A 14160-nucleotide genomic window follows, 5' to 3' on the forward strand; every position below is an offset into this window, starting at 1 on the left:
TAGCCCTGGATTCACTCAGGAGCCCAATGCGCAGCGGGCGATATCGTTAGGAGAGCCCATGTTCGTGCCGCTTGAAAGGTTATTGAATCTTGAGGAAGGATATCGTCAGCGCTTCCTGATCAAGGGGTTGCCAATCGTACTGATGGTCATCGAGGGCAAACATATCCTTTTTGAAGACAGGTGTCCCCATCAGGGCGCTTCACTGTTTCAGGGCGCCTTAACCTCGGACTCGATACGATGTCCCAGGCATGGCTTTGAGTTCGATGTGCACACAGGCAAGGCAGTCAACGCCAACTGTCCTGAGTTGAAATTGCTCAATCCTGCCTATGAGCGGGATCGTATCGGTATCGACCTTTAACGTCTCGAGAGAGGCCTCATATGCGCTACGTCACACCTGATCTCTGTGATGCCTATCCCGACCTGATACAAGTGGTAGAGCCATTGTTTAGTAATTTTGGTGGCTGCGACTCGTTTGGTGGGCAAATTGTCACCATCAAATGTTTTGAAGATAATTCGTATGTAAAGGAGCGGGTCGAGGAAGACGGTTCGGGAAAGGTCATGGTCGTGGACGGCGGTGGGTCCATGCGCTGTGCGCTTCTGGGCGATATGCTGGCTGAAAAAGCAGCAGCCAATGGATGGGCTGGTATCGTGATTTACGGATGCGTCCGGGATGTGGATGTACTGGCTGAGACCAACCTAGGTATCCAAGCACTGGCTTCGCATCCCAGAAAATCCGAAAAGCGTGGAGTAGGGCAGCGCGATATACCCCTTGTGTTTGGCGGGGTCACTTTTGAAGTTGGCCATTATCTGTACGCTGATAACAACGGCATTATCGTCTCCTCGCAGCGGCTTGAGATGCCAGGCGAATGAAAGAGTAACGAGAATCTGGAATGCAGGATTACGAAAGCGGTAACGAACGCGGCCTCGTATATGGCTATGTATTGAATGGACGAGGTGGTGCCCGCCGGATTCAGCGCAACGAGCTCGATATTCTTGACCTGCAGCTCGACGAAACCCTGTGGTTGCATTGGGACCGAAGTGTACCTGAGGCCCAGCAGTGGCTTCGTCAGTCCAGCGGACTCAATGAGTTTGCCTGTGATCTTCTTCTGGAAGAGGCCACCCGTCCTCGTATCGTTCCCTTGATCGGCGAGAGCCTTCTCCTGTTTCTACGCGGCGTGAACCTGAACCCCAACGCTGTTCCCGAGGATATGGTATCGCTGCGTGTTTATGTGGATGCCCAGCGCGTTATTTCTCTTCGCTTGCGTCCCCTCAAGGCGGCAGCTGAAATCCAAGAGGATCTCGAGGAGGGAATAGGGGCTGAAAACACGCGGTCGCTTATCCTTCAACTGGCTACTTACATGACAAGCCGGGTCGATACGCTGGTCGTTGAGCTTGCTGAACAGCTCGATGAAATGGAGGAACGGGTAGAAGAAGATGAAACAAACCTGCCCGAGCACAGCCTGATCCTGGGTCTGCGCAAGCGCGTCGCTAGCCTCAAGCGTTATCTGGCTCCTCAGCGCGACATTTACTTCGATCTGTCGCGCCAGAAACCAGCCTGGCTGGTAGCCGGAGGAGAGGCCGAGTACTGGAGTGAGCTTCATAATAGCCTGACGCGGAATCTGGAGGAGCTTGAGCTTATGCGAGAGCGAGTCAGCTTCTTGCAGGAGGTCGAGCAGCGCAGTGTGGCTGAGCGGACCAATCGGACCATGTATCTGCTTGCCATCATTACCGGATTCTTCCTGCCCATGAGCTTTGTAACGGGTCTGCTTGGTATGAATGTGGGCGGCATTCCCGGGTCGACATTCTCGATGGGCTTTGTTGTGGCATGCGGTGCCATCCTGCTTATTGCTATCTTTCAGTGGTGGCTCTTCAGGCGGTTGCGGTGGTTGTAAGTGTGACTTGCTGTTTTGGACGACCGTCTAGCATGAAAGTGGCGAGGGGTGCGCTATGTCAGATCCTTTCGAAGAATCATTAAAAGATATGCTCAAGTCGGGAGCCGAGGCTCCGACGGATTACGACAGACTGGATCGCGTCCTGAAGACTGCCAATCGGCAGGTGGGTGCAGGTGATCTGTTCGGGCTGATGGGGCGTTGGGGATCCGCCGTCCTCATGGCTATCAATAATGGCTCGGGGCACGTCAAGCCTGTACGTGGCTCTTCTCGTAGCTCCCGTTCTTCTAACAAACAAGCCGAGTAATCATGGAATTTGATATCTGGACGCAAAGCCTCCTGTCCGCGATGACAACCCTATGGAGCAAGGTGGCAGGCTTCATTCCCAATCTTCTGGGTGCTTTGCTGGTTGTTATTCTTGGATTCTTTTTTGCGAAGCTGCTTGATCATCTTCTTTCCAAGCTCTTGGCCAAGCTAGGCCTGGACAGATTGATGACCGGGACTGGTCTTACCAAGATGTTGGCCCGGGTTGGGATCAAGATTCCTGTCAGTACATTGATCGGTCGCATCGTCTACTGGTTCATTCTGCTGGTTTTTCTGGTATCGGCTGCAGAGTCGCTTGGCCTGCAGCGCGTTTCGTCTACGCTTGATGTCATGGCCTTGTACTTGCCCAAAGTGTTTGGCGCTGCTCTGGTTCTAGTCATAGGCGTGCTGCTGGCGCAGCTGGTCAATGGAATCGTGCATGGCGCGGCTGAAGGTGTTGGGCTGGATTATTCCGCAGGCCTTGGGCGCGTTGCCCAGGCGCTGGTCATTATCATCAGCATTTCTGTAGCCATCGGGCAGCTTGAGATAAAGACTGAGCTACTCAATACCGTTATTGCAATCGTGTTGGCATCACTTGGTCTGGCAGCCGCATTGGCGTTGGGGTTGGGCAGTCGCGACCTGGTCGCTCAGATCCTGGCTGGAATCTATGTGCGAGAAATTTTCGAGGTCGGGCAAGTCGTACAAATCGATGAGGTTGAAGGCGTTATCGAAGAGATCGGTACGGTGAAAACGTTGCTGCTTACCACGGACGATGAATTGATATCGGTTTCAAACAAGCGCCTTCTTGATCAGCGTGTAAAGGCTCGCTAACAAGTGAAAAAGTTGCCGACAGCGAGCTGTGAGACGGATATCATGCCGCCCACTGAACGGCAGTCCGGCACCGTCCGCTTTGAACGAAACCTTGTCTACAGCCTATGACCCCCGCCAGCTCACTGATGAGGAGCTGGTGCAGCGCGCACATACCGAGTTGTTCCATGTGACGCGTGCCTACGAAGAACTGATGCGGCGGTATCAACGTACGCTGTTCAATGTATGCGCACGCTATCTGGGGAACGACCGAGATGCAGATGATGTCTGTCAGGAGGTCATGCTGAAGGTGCTGTATGGACTTAAGAACTTTGAGGGCAAGTCAAAGTTTAAGACCTGGCTCTATAGCATTACGTACAATGAGTGCATTACCCAATACCGGAAGGAGCGTCGTAAGCGTCGTCTGGTAGATGCTTTGAGTCTGGAGCCGATCGAAGAAGCTTCGGATGAAAAAGCGCCAAAGTTGGAAGAGCGGGGTGGTCTGGATCGCTGGCTAGCCCATGTGAATCAGATTGATCGAGAAATTCTGGTGTTACGCTTTGTGGCGGAGCTCGAGTTCCAGGAAATTGCAGACATCATGCACATGGGGCTCAGTGCGACCAAGATGCGTTATAAGCGGGCACTGGATAAGCTGCGTGACAAGTTCGCAGCAGAAGTTGAGGGCTAGGTAACACCATAGTCCACTGTTTTTTATGAACTTCTGAATAACTTGTTGTCAAAGCCTCCGGAGATTGCCGGAACACTAATATCATTAAGATGGGGATACATAGGATGAAATTGAAGAGCACCTTAGGCGTCGTCATTGGCTCCCTGGTCGCCGCTTCTTCTCTGAGCGCCATGGCTCAGGGTCAAGGCGCAGTAGAGGGCGAGCTGTTTGGCAAGCGCTACTTCACCGACAGCCAGCGTGACATGAGCAATGCCAACCTGTATGGCGGTTCGGTGGGTTACTTCCTGACTGACGACGTCGAGCTGGCGCTGTCCTATGGTGAGTACCACGACGTACGTGGCGACCACGATGAAGGTCACAAAAAGATTCACGGTAGCCTGGCTGCCCTTGATGCCTACTACCACTGGGGTACTCCTGGTGTAGGTCTGCGTCCTTACGTTTCTGGCGGTTTCGCTCACCAGTCCCTGACTGATGCGCATGCTGACCATCACGGCCGCAACCACACTACGTTCGCAAACGTAGGTGCGGGCCTGAAGTACTACTTCACCGAGAACCTGTACGCTCGCGGTGGCCTGGAAGGCAACTACAACATCGATGATGACCAGGGTGAATGGTCTGCTGTCGTAGGTGTGGGTGTGAACTTCGGTGGTTCTTCCCGTCGTCAGGAAGCTGCACCAGCACCGGAGCCGGTTGCTGATGTGTGCACCGATTCTGACAACGATGGCGTTTGCGATAACGTCGATCAGTGCCCGAACACTCCGGCTAACGTAACTGTTGATGCCAACGGTTGCCCGGCTGTTGCAGAAGTTGTTCGCGTTGAGCTGGACGTGAAGTTCGACTTTGACAAGGCTGTTGTGAAGCCTGAGAGCTATGGCGATATCAAGAACCTGGCTGACTTCATGCAGCAGTATCCGCAGACTTCTACTACTGTAGAAGGTCACACTGACTCTGTTGGTACTGATGCTTACAACCAGCGTCTGTCTGAGCGTCGCGCAAACGCAGTTCGTAACGTTCTGGTTAACCAGTATGGTGTTTCTGGCAATCGTGTAAATGCTGTAGGTTACGGCGAGAGCCGTCCTGTAGCTGACAACTCCACTGAAGCTGGCCGTGCCGTTAACCGTCGCGTAGAAGCTGAAGTTGAAGCTCAAGCTAAGCAGTAATTAGTTACTGTCTAGTAAAAAGCCCGCATCGTAAGATGCGGGCTTTTTAATTTGGGCTTATTAAGGCAATAAAAAAGCCCCTGTCGGGGCTTTTTATTAACGATTATTAATCGGATTAATATCGCGCTTGGTTGGGCCGGTATAAAGTTGGCGAGGACGACCAATCTTATAGGGGCTGGAAAGCATTTCTTGCCAGTGAGAGATCCAGCCTACTGTTCTGGCCAGGGCGAAGATCACAGTAAACATACTGGTGGGTATGCCGATTGCTTTTAGGATAATTCCTGAATAGAAGTCGACGTTGGGGTAAAGATTTCTTTCAATGAAGTAAGGATCTTTGCGCGCAAGTTCTTCCAATTGCATGGCAAGTTCAAGCTGAGGATCATTAATGCCAAGTTCAGCAAGAACTTCATCGCATGTCTGTTTCATAACTTTGGCGCGAGGGTCAAAGTTCTTGTAAACGCGATGGCCAAAGCCCATTAGCTTGAATGGATCGTTTTTATCCTTGGCCTTGGCGACGAACTTATCAATATTGCTGACATCGCCAATCTCATCCAGCATTCGCAATACTGCTTCGTTTGCTCCGCCGTGAGCGGGGCCCCAAAGCGCTGCAATACCGGCTGCGATGCAGGCGAATGGGTTTGCACCCGAGGAGCCTGCCAGCCGAACTGTCGAGGTGGAAGCGTTTTGCTCGTGGTCGGCATGCAGAATAAAGATTTTGTCCATTGCCTTTGCGAGAACCGGGCTGACCGGCTTAATTTCGCAAGGTGTATTGAACATCATGTGAAGGAAGTTTTCTGCGTATCCCAGGCGATTATCGGGATACATCATTGGCTGGCCCATGGAGTACTTGTAAACCATGGCGGCCAGGGTTGGCATCTTGGCAATCAGGCGCATGGCCGAAATTTCACGATGATGCGGGTCCTGGATATCCAGGGAGTCATGATAGAAGGCGGAAAGTGCGCCTACTACGCCACACATGATGGCCATTGGGTGAGCGTCACGACGAAAGCCATTGAAGAACGTCTTGAGCTGTTCATGAACCATGGTGTGGTTCTTGATGATGCTTACAAAGTTCTGCTTTTGTTCTTCGTTAGGCAATTCACCTTTTAGTAAAAGGTAACAAGTCTCAAGGTAATCGGACTTTTCTGCCAGTTGTTCGATGGGATAGCCGCGGTGCAAGAGGATCCCATTGTCACCATCGATGTAGGTGATTTTCGATTCACAGGAGGCCGTCGACATAAAGCCTGGATCGAACGTGAAAACGCCAGCGTTCGTAAGATTACGAACATCGACCACATCAGGTCCGAGGGTTCCAGACATTACGGGCAGCTGTACCGGGTCTGCGCCCTCAATGATTAGCTGCGCTTTCTTGTCAGCCATTAAGGCCTCCTTATTTATGCTTGAAATCATTTATACAACCCCCACGCAGGGCCAGGGCCACTATAGAGGCAATCATTTGAAAGTCAATTTACGAACATATTGCGCCAATTATTACTTAGGTTTCAAACGTGCTCATAACTTACACTATTGAGCGTCGTTTAGGGCAGCGACATTAGTCTATTTGTATGGAATTGGTGCGTTGTCATGAGCAGCCTAACTGTCTATACTTCATGGCCGACCGCCTCAGGCTGTGTGCCTCTCCAGCGCGGTTGTCAATCCAGTAATGGATGTCTATTAAAGCAATTCCCAATAACTAGCCCGGCAACTTTGGGCTCTCAGTGTGAAAGAAGCCGTGAATAGTAAACGACCTGTAAATCTAGACCTCAGGACCATAAAACTCCCTATCACAGCTTACACCTCGATCCTTCACCGAATTTCCGGCGTTATCCTCTTCATCGGCCTTGCTGCGCTGCTTTATGGGCTCGACTTGTCGCTGAGTTCTGAGGATGGATTTGCTCGTGTGAAAGCGTTCCTGGCGTATCCGTTGGTCAAGCTCGTGATCTGGGCCGTGCTGTCCGCATTGCTGTACCACCTAGTAGCAGGCGTGCGCCATTTGATTATGGACATGGGTGCCGGTGAAACATTGCAAGGCGGCAAATTGGGCTCTCAGATCGTATTGATTGTATCTGCGGTGCTGATCGTTCTGGTGGGGGTCTGGATATGGTAACTAGCGTCACTAACTTCTCGCGCTCAGGTCTCTATGACTGGATGGCTCAGCGCGTATCCGCAGTAATTCTTGCGATTTATACGCTTTTCTTACTTGGATATGTCGTGCTTCACCCCGATATGTCGTTTGAGCAATGGCATGGGCTGTATAGCAACGGCTGGATGCGCATCTTCAGCTTGCTCGCCTTGGTTTCGGTTGGGGTTCATGCCTGGGTAGGCATGTGGACCATCTCTACCGATTATCTGACCCCTATGGCCTTGGGTAAGGGCGCCACGACAGTGCGTTTCCTGTTCCAGGCTGTGTGTGGTGTTGCCATGTTCGCCTTCTTTGTGTGGGGCGTACAGATTCTTTGGGGTGTGTGAGTCATGTCCAGTATTCGTACTCTTTCTTTTGACGCCATCATCGTAGGTGGCGGCGGCGCAGGCATGCGTGCAGCGCTGCAGTTGGCCCAGTCAGGTCACAAGACAGCTGTTGTTACTAAGGTTTTCCCTACTCGTTCCCATACCGTATCCGCTCAGGGCGGTATTACCTGTGCCATCGCATCGGCTGACCCGAATGACGATTGGCGCTGGCATATGTACGACACTGTAAAGGGGTCGGACTACATTGGCGACCAAGATGCCATCGAGTACATGTGCTCTGTGGGTCCCGAAGCGGTTTTCGAACTGGAACACATGGGCCTCCCGTTCTCCCGTACTGAAACAGGCCGTATCTATCAGCGCCCATTCGGTGGGCAGTCCAAGGACTATGGTAAAGGCGGCCAGGCGGCGCGTACGTGTGCTGCGGCTGACCGTACCGGTCATGCGCTGTTGCATACCCTTTATCAAAACAATCTGAAGAACAATACAGTCTTCTTGAATGAGTGGTATGCAGTCGATCTGGTAAAAAACCAGGATGGATCCATCGTTGGGATCATTGCAGTTTGCATCGAAACGGGTGAGACCGTTTACATTCGTTCGAAAGCCACTGTTCTGGCCACCGGCGGTGCTGGACGTATTTACGCTTCTACTACCAACGCGCTGATCAATACCGGCGATGGTATCGGTATGGCATTGCGTGCAGGTGTGCCTGTTCAAGACATTGAAATGTGGCAGTTCCACCCAACCGGTATTGCCGGTGCGGGCGTCCTGGTAACCGAAGGTTGCCGTGGTGAGGGTGGTTACCTCATCAACAAGCATGGCGAGCGCTTCATGGAGCGTTATGCGCCTAATGCCAAAGACCTGGCTGGACGAGACGTTGTTGCTCGGTCCATGATCAAAGAGATCATTGCAGGCAATGGCTGTGGCCCAGACGCCGACCATGTACTGTTGAAGCTGGATCACCTAGGTGAAGAAGTGCTTCACGGCCGTTTGCCAGGCATTTGCGAGTTGTCCAAAACATTCGCGCATGTTGATCCGGTCAAGGCACCTATTCCTGTTATTCCGACCTGCCATTACATGATGGGTGGTATCGCTACCAATATTCATGGACAAGCGATCACTCAGGATACCGATGGCAATGATAAGATCATTGAAGGGCTTTTCGCCGTGGGCGAGGTAGCCTGTGTGTCGGTTCATGGTGCAAACCGTCTGGGTGGCAACTCTCTGCTTGACCTTGTTGTCTTTGGTCGCGCAGCGGGTCTGCATTTGGAAAAAGCATTGAAGGAAGGTGTTGAGCATCGCGACGCCAGCGCCAGTGATATCGAGCACTCCCTGGCTCGCATTTCTGGTGTCAACGAACGCAGCACTGGAGAAGACGTAGCGCCTCTGCGCAAAGAGCTTCAGAGCTGCATGCAGAACTACTTCGGTGTATTCCGTACGGGCGAGTACATGCAGAAGGGTATCGCACAGCTTTCCGAGCTGCGCGAGCGAATCGCCAACGTGAAGATTGCAGACAAGAGCCAGGCATTCAACACGGCCCGTATCGAGGCACTCGAGCTACAGAACCTTTTGGAAGTTGCTGAAGCCACTGCTATTGCAGCGGAAACCCGCAAGGAAAGTCGTGGAGCGCATGCTCGCGAAGATTTTGAAGAGCGGGACGACGAGAACTGGCTCTGCCATACCTTGTACTTCCCAGAAGACAAGCGTGTTACCAAGCGCGCTGTCAATTTCTCTCCGAAGACAGTTCCTACGTTCGAACCTAAAGTTCGTACATACTGAGGTTTGCCGTTATGTTGCAAGTCAGTGTTTACCGCTACAACCCTGAAAAGGATGAACTTCCTTTCATGCAGGAATTTCAGATCGAGACCGGTGGTAAGGATCTGATGGTTCTTGACATCCTGGCCTTGATCAAAGAACAGGATGTTACGTTCTCTTACCGTCGCTCTTGCCGCGAGGGTGTTTGCGGCTCCGATGGTATGAATATCAATGGCCAGAATGGCTTGGCATGTATTACACCGCTTTCAAGCGTTGTAAAAGGTAACAAGCTGGTTGTTCGTCCTTTACCGGGTCTGCCTGTCATCCGTGACCTCGTGGTCGATATGAGCATCTTCTATAAGCAGTACGAGAAGGTGCAGCCCTATCTGCAAAACGAGACGCCTGCGCCAGCTATCGAGCGGCTGCAAACACCTGAAGAGCGCGAAAAGCTTGATGGGTTGTACGAGTGCATCCTGTGCGCCTGCTGTTCTACGTCTTGCCCGTCGTTCTGGTGGAACCCTGACAAGTTCCTGGGCCCTGCTGCGCTGCTGCAAGCCTATCGTTTCCTGGCTGACAGCCGTGATACGCATACTCAGGAGCGTCTTGCCGCCATGGACGATCCCTTCAGTGTCTTCCGTTGCCGTTCGATTATGAACTGCGTGACGGTATGTCCGAAGGGGTTGAACCCAACGAAAGCAATTGGTCATGTGCGTAGCATGCTGCTTCAGAGCGGTACTTAATTAGCGATTTGCACCGACAAAGGAACAGAATCCTTTGTCGGTGCTCTAAAGCGACCTGCAAGGCGTAGGCTCTGCCGGTTGATTGAATACATATTAGGGGCAACCGGGCTGGTGCCCGGACATCAATGAATGCTGTATAGCTTTCTGGCGCGCAGTATGACTCGATGGTGTTGTCCCTGACCGAGGGGTGACTTAAATGCACGAAAGCGTTATGCAGCGGATGTGGGAAAGCGCTCACCTATCAGGTGGGAATGCCTCCTATGTCGAAGAGCTCTATGAGCTCTATCTGCACGATCCCAATGCCGTTCCTGAGGAATGGCGCTCTTATTTCCAGAAGCTTCCTGCAGATGGAAATTTCTCCCCTGACGTATCGCACTCAGCGATCCGTGATCACTTCGTTCTCCTGGCAAAAAATCAACGCCGTGCCCAGCCTGTCTCAGCAGGTACAGTTAGCAGTGAGCATGAGAAGAAGCAGGTCGAAGTTCTGCGCCTTATTCAGGCTTATCGTATGCGCGGCCATCAGGCTGCGAGTCTGGATCCGCTGGGGTTGTGGCAGCGTCAAGCGCCTGCCGACCTGTCACTCAATCACTATGGGTTGACTGACGCAGATCTCGATACGACCTTCCGCACCGGCGAGTTGTACTTCGGTAAAGAAGAGGCAACTCTGCGGGAAATACGGGATGCTCTGCAAGAGACATATTGCCGCACTGTCGGTGCGGAGTTCATGCATATTGTCGATTCCGAGGAGCGCCGCTGGTTCCTGCAGCGTCTGGAAAGTGTCCGTGGGCGTCCTCAATATTCCGCCGAAGCCAAGACACACCTGCTCGAGCGCTTAACGGCCGCAGAGGGTTTGGAAAAGTATCTGGGTACCAAGTATCCGGGCACCAAGCGCTTTGGCCTGGAGGGTGGCGAAAGCCTCATTCCGCTGATTGACGAAATCATTCAGCGCTCCGGCTCCTATGGCGCCCAGGAGATCGTAATCGGTATGGCCCACCGCGGCCGCTTGAACGTACTGGTTAACACGCTAGGCAAAAATCCTCGCGATCTTTTCGATGAGTTCGAGGGCAAGAAAATCGTTGAGTTGGGCTCCGGTGATGTGAAGTACCACCAGGGTTTCTCCTCTAACGTAATGACTGAAGGTGGAGAGGTTCACCTGGCGCTCGCCTTTAACCCGTCACACCTGGAAATCGTTTCTCCAGTGGTGGAAGGATCGGTACGCGCACGTCAGGATCGTCGTAGCGACAAATCCGGCGACAAGGTCGTTCCGATTTCCATTCATGGTGATGCGGCCTTTGCAGGGCAGGGTGTAGTGATGGAAACCCTGCAGATGTCCCAGACCCGGGCTTACAAAACCGGTGGCACGCTGCATATCATCATCAACAACCAGGTCGGTTTTACCACAAACCGCCAGGAAGATGCCCGTTCCACTGAGTATGCAACTGATGTTGCCAAAATGGTGCAGGCGCCTATCTTCCACGTGAACGGAGATGATCCGGAAGCGGTTCTCTTCGTGACACAGCTGGCGGTCGACTACCGCATGCATTTCAAGCGTGACGTAGTCATTGACCTCGTTTGCTATCGTCGCCGTGGCCATAACGAAGCTGACGAGCCCAGTGGTACTCAACCGCTGATGTATCAGCAAATCACCAAGCAACGTACCACACGTGATCTTTATGCGGATGCGTTGGTACAGGCTGGTGTAATGAGCACCGAGCAGGTACAGGCTCAGTTCGAAAACTATCGTAGTGCCTTGGATGAAGGTCGCCATGTGGTGGCGAGCCTGGTCAAGGAGCCGAACAAAGGCCTGTTCGTTGACTGGCGCCCCTACCTGGGACATGCCTGGACCGCACGTCACGACACTCGATTTGACCTGAAGACTTTGCAGGAACTATCCAACAGGTTGCTGCAGCTGCCGGAAGGCCTGGTTGTACAGCGTCAGGTTGGCAAAATCCTCGAAGATCGTCAGAAGATGAGTGCTGGTGGACTCCCGATCAACTGGGGCTACGCGGAAACCATGGCCTATGCCACGTTGCTGCATGAGGGCCATCCGGTTCGTATTACTGGTCAGGATGTTGGCCGTGGTACGTTCTCGCATCGCCATGCTGTGCTTCATAACCAGAAGGATGGTGTGCCTTATGTTCCGCTGCAACATCTGAGCGAAGATCAGCCAAGTTTCGAGATCTACGATTCCTTGCTGTCCGAGGAAGCTGTACTGGCGTTTGAGTACGGCTATGCCACGACGACACCAAATGCTCTGGTGATCTGGGAAGCGCAGTTTGGTGATTTCGCCAACGGCGCGCAGGTTGTCATCGATCAGTTTATTACCAGTGGCGAAATCAAGTGGGGCCGCTTGTGTGGCCTGACTATGCTGCTGCCTCATGGTTATGAAGGACAGGGCCCCGAGCATTCCTCTGCTCGTCTGGAGCGCTACCTGCAACTGTGTGCCGAGCAGAACATCCAGGTATGCGTACCGACCACGCCCGCTCAGATCTACCATCTGTTGCGTCGCCAGGTTATTCGTCCGCTGCGTAAACCACTTGTGGTTCTAACACCCAAGTCGCTTCTGCGTCACAAGCTTGCCATTTCCACACTGGAAGATTTGGCTGAAGGCTCGTTCCAGACTGTTATACCGGAAATCGATGCGATCGATCCGCAAAAGGTAACCCGTCTGGTCATGTGTAGCGGCAAGGTCTATTACGACCTGCTTGAGAAGCGCCGTACCGAAGGTCGTGAAGATACAGCGATCGTACGCATCGAACAGCTTTATCCGTTCCCTGAGGATGACCTGACAGAAGTCATGTCTGCCTACAGCAATCTGACGGATATTGTTTGGTGTCAGGAAGAGCCTATGAACCAGGGTGCCTGGTATTGCAGTCAGCATCATATGCGTCGCGTCATTTCAGCGCTCAAGCCTGAGATTGGCCTTAAGTATGCAGGACGTGATGCCTCCGCTGCGCCGGCAGTTGGTTACGCTTCGATGCATGCCGAGCAGCAGGAAAAACTGCTGAACGATGCTTTTAATGGTTAACGCGCGCGCATAAAACGAATTAAGGAATCCAATAGAATGGCTATCGAGATCAAAGCCCCAACATTTCCAGAGTCGGTTGCAGATGGCACCGTCGCTACTTGGCACAAGAAGCCTGGTGAAGCCGTAAAGCGGGACGAACTGCTGGTCGATATCGAAACCGACAAGGTTGTCCTGGAAGTTGTGGCTCCCGCTGACGGTGTGTTGGCCGAAGTCTTGAAAAACGAAGGCGACACCGTGCTGAGCGAAGAAGTCATTGCACGCGTGGAGGAGGGTGCTGCAGCTGCTGCGCCAGCCGCTAGTGCTCCGGCCGTAGCGCCGTCTGCTGCGCCTGCTACTGCAGCTCAGGATGAAGAGGATCCGATTCTGGCGCCAGCCGCTCGTAAGCTGGCAGAAGAAAATGGTCTGGATCCAGCCAGCATCAAGGGCACCGGAAAAGGCGGTCGCGTAACCAAGGAAGACGTTGTAGCCGCTATCGAAGCCAAGAAAGCTGCGCCTTCCGCTCCGGCAGCCAAGCCGGCTGCAGCGGCTGCGCCGGCGCAGACCTTTGCTGCAGGCGATCGCGTCGAGAAGCGTGTACCGATGACACGTCTGCGTGCCAAGGTCGCCGAGCGTCTGGTCGAAGCTCAGTCAAGCATGGCCATGTTGACTACATTCAATGAAGTCAACATGAAGCCGATCATGGAGCTACGCGCCAAGTATAAGGACATGTTTGAGAAGAAGCACAATGGCGTACGCCTTGGCTTCATGTCTTTCTTTGTTAAGGCGGCGACCGAGGCTCTCAAGCGTCAGCCAGGCGTCAATGCCTCTATCGATGGTAGCGACATCGTTTACCACGGTTATCAGGATATTGGTGTCGCGGTTTCCAGTGATCGTGGCCTGGTTGTTCCGGTGCTGCGCAATGCCGAGCTCATGAGCCTGGCTGAAGTCGAGGGTACCATTGCTGATTTCGGCAAGAAGGCGAAAGCCGGCAAGTTGACCATGGAAGACATGCAGGGCGGTACCTTTACCATCTCCAACGGTGGTGTTTTTGGCTCGTTGCTATCCACTCCGATCGTTAACCCGCCGCAGACTGCCATTCTTGGCATGCACAAGATCCAAGAGCGGCCTATGGCAGTGAATGGTCAGGTTGTCATTCTGCCGATGATGTACCTTGCACTGTCCTATGACCACCGTCTGATCGACGGTAAGGAAGCCGTAACCTTCTTGGTCACCATGAAGGATCTGCTGGAAGACCCGGCCCGTCTGCTGCTGGATATCTAATCTGGTCCATATATAGAGACGGCTTCGTAAGAAGCCGTCCGGTTTATCGAAATAGGATGAAACT

At 52.9% G+C, this 14160-nt stretch carries 14 protein-coding genes; 13 read left to right on the forward strand and 1 reads right to left on the reverse strand.

The annotated features are described in order from the left end of the window. Nucleotides 1-58: 58 nt before the first annotated feature. From JQR90_RS07360 to JQR90_RS07390, 7 genes are all read left to right on the forward strand, one after another. Complete coding sequence (locus JQR90_RS07360; RefSeq protein WP_010797793.1) at nucleotides 59-358, forward strand: Rieske (2Fe-2S) protein; 300 nt, start codon at nucleotides 59-61, stop codon at nucleotides 356-358. Nucleotides 359-378: 20 nt separating this feature from the next. Further along, the gene (gene rraA / locus JQR90_RS07365) at nucleotides 379-870 is read left to right on the forward strand and encodes a ribonuclease E activity regulator RraA (protein ID WP_074827384.1); all 492 of its coding nucleotides are present in this window, start codon (nucleotides 379-381) and stop codon (nucleotides 868-870) included. A 20-nt stretch (nucleotides 871-890) separates the two neighbouring features. Further along, nucleotides 891-1892: a zinc transporter ZntB gene (locus JQR90_RS07370; protein ID WP_434140681.1), complete on the forward strand. Its 1002-nt coding sequence runs from the start codon at nucleotides 891-893 to the stop codon at nucleotides 1890-1892. Between the two features lie 55 nt (nucleotides 1893-1947). After that, nucleotides 1948-2196, forward strand: a complete 249-nt coding sequence (locus tag JQR90_RS07375; protein ID WP_434140682.1) for a CrfX protein — start codon at nucleotides 1948-1950, stop codon at nucleotides 2194-2196. A gap of 2 nt (nucleotides 2197-2198) precedes the next feature. Then, complete coding sequence (locus JQR90_RS07380; RefSeq protein ID WP_434140684.1) at nucleotides 2199-3023, forward strand: mechanosensitive ion channel family protein; 825 nt, start codon at nucleotides 2199-2201, stop codon at nucleotides 3021-3023. A 79-nt stretch (nucleotides 3024-3102) separates the two neighbouring features. Next, entirely contained in the window at nucleotides 3103-3687 is a 585-nt protein-coding gene (gene sigX / locus JQR90_RS07385; RefSeq protein WP_019365377.1) for an RNA polymerase sigma factor SigX, read from the forward strand. A gap of 104 nt (nucleotides 3688-3791) precedes the next feature. Continuing rightward, a complete protein-coding gene (locus JQR90_RS07390) occupies nucleotides 3792-4847 on the forward strand; it encodes an OmpA family protein (protein ID WP_074827376.1) in 1056 nt (351 codons plus the stop codon). Between the two features lie 96 nt (nucleotides 4848-4943). Here JQR90_RS07390 and gltA read toward each other — a convergent pair whose 3' ends face one another. Continuing rightward, nucleotides 4944-6227 carry a citrate synthase gene (gene gltA, locus JQR90_RS07395; protein ID WP_434140685.1) on the reverse strand — a complete coding sequence of 428 codons (1284 nt, stop codon included), beginning with the start codon at nucleotides 6225-6227 and terminating at the stop codon, nucleotides 4944-4946. Between the two features lie 340 nt (nucleotides 6228-6567). On the opposite strand from gltA, the gene sdhC reads away from it, so the two are divergent. From sdhC to odhB, 6 genes are all read left to right on the forward strand, one after another. Further along, nucleotides 6568-6954 (forward strand): succinate dehydrogenase, cytochrome b556 subunit, encoded by a 387-nt coding sequence (sdhC, locus tag JQR90_RS07400; protein ID WP_010797801.1) that lies wholly within the window; start codon nucleotides 6568-6570, stop codon nucleotides 6952-6954. Further along, nucleotides 6948-7316 carry a succinate dehydrogenase, hydrophobic membrane anchor protein gene (gene sdhD / locus JQR90_RS07405; RefSeq protein WP_010797802.1) on the forward strand — a complete coding sequence of 123 codons (369 nt, stop codon included), beginning with the start codon at nucleotides 6948-6950 and terminating at the stop codon, nucleotides 7314-7316. Before sdhC ends, sdhD begins: the two co-directional genes overlap by 7 nt. 3 nt (nucleotides 7317-7319) lie before the next feature. Next, nucleotides 7320-9092 carry a succinate dehydrogenase flavoprotein subunit gene (sdhA, locus tag JQR90_RS07410; protein WP_074827374.1) on the forward strand — a complete coding sequence of 591 codons (1773 nt, stop codon included), beginning with the start codon at nucleotides 7320-7322 and terminating at the stop codon, nucleotides 9090-9092. Between the two features lie 11 nt (nucleotides 9093-9103). Beyond that, complete coding sequence (locus JQR90_RS07415) at nucleotides 9104-9808, forward strand: succinate dehydrogenase iron-sulfur subunit (protein ID WP_010797804.1); 705 nt, start codon at nucleotides 9104-9106, stop codon at nucleotides 9806-9808. A 196-nt stretch (nucleotides 9809-10004) separates the two neighbouring features. Continuing rightward, the gene (locus tag JQR90_RS07420; RefSeq protein WP_239380415.1) at nucleotides 10005-12836 is read left to right on the forward strand and encodes a 2-oxoglutarate dehydrogenase E1 component; all 2832 of its coding nucleotides are present in this window, start codon (nucleotides 10005-10007) and stop codon (nucleotides 12834-12836) included. A gap of 36 nt (nucleotides 12837-12872) precedes the next feature. Then, nucleotides 12873-14096, forward strand: coding sequence for a 2-oxoglutarate dehydrogenase complex dihydrolipoyllysine-residue succinyltransferase (gene odhB, locus JQR90_RS07425; RefSeq protein WP_010797806.1), 1224 nt, complete (start codon nucleotides 12873-12875; stop codon nucleotides 14094-14096). Nucleotides 14097-14160 lie beyond the last annotated feature (64 nt).

Source organism: Pseudomonas sp. JZ114 (assembly GCF_051027705.1).
In the GTDB taxonomy this organism is placed as follows: Bacteria; Pseudomonadota; Gammaproteobacteria; order Pseudomonadales; family Pseudomonadaceae; genus Chryseomonas; species Chryseomonas luteola.

Bases quoted from the DNA above. Each gene is read 5' to 3' on its own strand.
- gltA (WP_434140685.1), bottom strand. From the start codon at position 6,227: ATGGCTGACAAGAAAGCGCAGCTAATCATTGAGGGCGCAGACCCGGTA.
- JQR90_RS07415 (WP_010797804.1), top strand. From the start codon at position 9,104: ATGTTGCAAGTCAGTGTTTACCGCTACAACCCTGAAAAGGATGAACTT.
- JQR90_RS07370 (WP_434140681.1), top strand. From the start codon at position 891: ATGCAGGATTACGAAAGCGGTAACGAACGCGGCCTCGTATATGGCTAT.
- JQR90_RS07380 (WP_434140684.1), top strand. From the start codon at position 2,199: ATGGAATTTGATATCTGGACGCAAAGCCTCCTGTCCGCGATGACAACC.
- JQR90_RS07375 (WP_434140682.1), top strand. From the start codon at position 1,948: ATGTCAGATCCTTTCGAAGAATCATTAAAAGATATGCTCAAGTCGGGA.
- odhB (WP_010797806.1), top strand. From the start codon at position 12,873: ATGGCTATCGAGATCAAAGCCCCAACATTTCCAGAGTCGGTTGCAGAT.
- sdhD (WP_010797802.1), top strand. From the start codon at position 6,948: ATGGTAACTAGCGTCACTAACTTCTCGCGCTCAGGTCTCTATGACTGG.
- rraA (WP_074827384.1), top strand. From the start codon at position 379: ATGCGCTACGTCACACCTGATCTCTGTGATGCCTATCCCGACCTGATA.
- sdhA (WP_074827374.1), top strand. From the start codon at position 7,320: ATGTCCAGTATTCGTACTCTTTCTTTTGACGCCATCATCGTAGGTGGC.
- JQR90_RS07420 (WP_239380415.1), top strand. From the start codon at position 10,005: ATGCACGAAAGCGTTATGCAGCGGATGTGGGAAAGCGCTCACCTATCA.
- JQR90_RS07360 (WP_010797793.1), top strand. From the start codon at position 59: ATGTTCGTGCCGCTTGAAAGGTTATTGAATCTTGAGGAAGGATATCGT.
- JQR90_RS07390 (WP_074827376.1), top strand. From the start codon at position 3,792: ATGAAATTGAAGAGCACCTTAGGCGTCGTCATTGGCTCCCTGGTCGCC.